General features: G+C 34.8%; 2 protein-coding genes. Both read right to left on the bottom strand.

Features of this window, described 5'->3' with window-relative positions:
• Window positions 1–238 (bottom strand): thiolase family protein (locus tag AC3AX0_RS10770; protein WP_487550289.1); only part of this gene is annotated, 238 nt, incomplete at its 3' end.
• Window positions 239–253: 15 nt separating this feature from the next.
• On the bottom strand, window positions 254–2,446 hold a 2,193-nt coding region (locus AC3AX0_RS10765), incomplete at its 5' end, for a 3-hydroxyacyl-CoA dehydrogenase/enoyl-CoA hydratase family protein (protein WP_487550288.1).

Raw genomic sequence — 2,446 nt, 5'->3', positions numbered from 1 at the left:
CTTTTGGAATTCCTGCATAGTATGCGGTAATTCTGGCAATATTCATACCCAAAGATTGTTCTGGTGTAGAACATCCCCATATTACATCATCAATTATTCCTGGATCTATTCCTGCTCTTTTTATAGCTTCTTCCATACAAAGTTTTCCCATCAACTCTGGTCTAGTATCTCTAAGTGTCCCTCGTGGAGCCTTTCCTCCAGCTGTACGAACGGCAGATACAATTACGGCTTCTCTCATTTTAAACTCCTCCTCTTAATTTCGTAAAGGTTTCCCATTTGTTAGCATATAACGTATTCTATCCTGTGTTTTCCTTTCCTTACAAAGTTCTACAAACACTTCTCTCTCCAGGTCCAAAAGATATTGTTCATTAATCATGGTACCTTTTGTTACATCACCACCAGTCATTATGTACAACACTTTATTTAATAAATGCAAATCATATTCACTTATCATGCCAGCATCCATCATTACTTTTCCCTGCATGTATCCAAATGAATTATCGTTTATTCCTGGAGCAGGAAAAGGCTTAGCTGCTGGAGGTGTATAACCATTATCAATAAACTCCAATACTTTTTTCTTTGCATCTGTAATCAATAAATCCTTGTTGAATGTTATTCCATCCATCTTCTTAATAAAACCAAGATTTTGAGCATCTTTACCACTGCTTGATACTTTAGCCATAGCAATATTCTGTAGATAAGATAGTATGAAATCACTGGTGGATACGTTAGTATTATCAGTACGTTCCAAGGCTCTTAGAGTCATTTCTTTAACTCCTCCACCTGCTGGAATCACACCAACACCCAATTCAACAAGACCCATATATATTTCTGCAGAAGCTTGCATGCCCGAACTATGCATAGCCATCTCGCATCCTCCACCTAAAGCCATACCAAAAGGTGCTATAACTACTGGTTTGTATGAATACTTGTTTCTCATATATATTTCTTGAGATCTTTTTAATACTGCATCAATCTCAGTCCATTTTTTTTCTTCAATATACGATAATATTAATGTTAAATCTGCACCTACACAGAAATTTTTATTTGCACTGGTTATTACCATTCCATCCCAATTGCTTTCTAGTTCTTCCTGTGCTTCTTTTATAGTTTCAAGTAATTCTGCTGAAATAGCCGATGTACGAGTATGCATTTCCAAACAAATTACACCATCTCCAATATCATATAATGTACCTGTTTTACTAGCTTTAATTATCTTGTCATCAGCTTTAAGTCTTTTTAATATAACAGTTTTTTCATCATATTCAATTGGAACATATTTTTTATCAATTATTGAATAATAGTAAGTAATTCCTTTTTCTTCCTTGTAGAAAGATGAATATCCTAGGGAAAGCATCTCTTTTACCCAAGCTGGTATCATTCCACCTTCAGCCTCCATCCTATCCACATACTTTTTAATATCCAATCCATTCCATATTTCAAATGGTCCTTTGCTGTGATTGTAACCCCAACATAGCGCTTGGTCTATACTGTAAATTTTTTCACAAATTTCTGGTATCTTAGCTGCAGTACTTAGAAAATACTCTTTCATATGCTCCCAAATAAACTTGGCTGCAACATCATCACCTTCATAGAATGCTTCCAATTTACCTGCAAGAGTCTTCTCTTTTTTCGCCTTCTTTAAACTTTCAAACTCCGCATCCTTTTTAGGCACATATTCAAGGGTATCTACATCCATCATCAACTTTTCTTTACCCTGTCTTTTATAAAATCCTCCTTTTGTCTTATTGCCAAGCATACGTTTTTCTAACATCTCATATATAAAAGGTGGAAAGGTTAAATTAGCTTTTTCATCTGGATCTGATACATTATCATGTACTACTGTAGCTGATGTTACACCAATATCCAGTCCAACCATGTCATAAAGTGCAAAAGTAGCAGTTTTTGGTCTTCCTATTACCGTACCCGTTATGGCATCTACTTCTGAAACTGTCAAACCCATATCCATCATCAACTTAATAACATTCGTTCCCAAAGAAGCGCCAACACGATTAGCAATAAAATTCGGAGTATCTTTACAATGTACAATTCCTTTTCCTAAAACCTTTTCTCCAAACTCTGACATGAAATCAACTATTTCTGGCAGTGTTTCCTCACAAGGAATAATTTCAAAAAGCTTCATATAACGTACTGGATTGAAAAAATGCGTTCCCAACCAATACTGTCTGAATTCAATAGGCATATCCTCTACAATTTTATTTATTGAAATTCCCGACGTATTACTACTAACAATAGTACCTTCTTTTACATATGGCAGAATTTTTTTCATGACCAGTTGTTTGATTTCAAGCCTTTCAGATACAACTTCAATAATCCAGTCACATTCAGATAAATAATCCAGATTATCCTCCATATTTCCTACAGTTATTAAACTTTCATATTCTTTGTCCATAAGTGAAGCGGGTTTTGCTTTTTTGATAAATTG

Source organism: Dethiosulfatibacter sp. (assembly GCF_983023055.1).
This window is presented reverse-complemented; position numbering and strand designations above follow the sequence as displayed.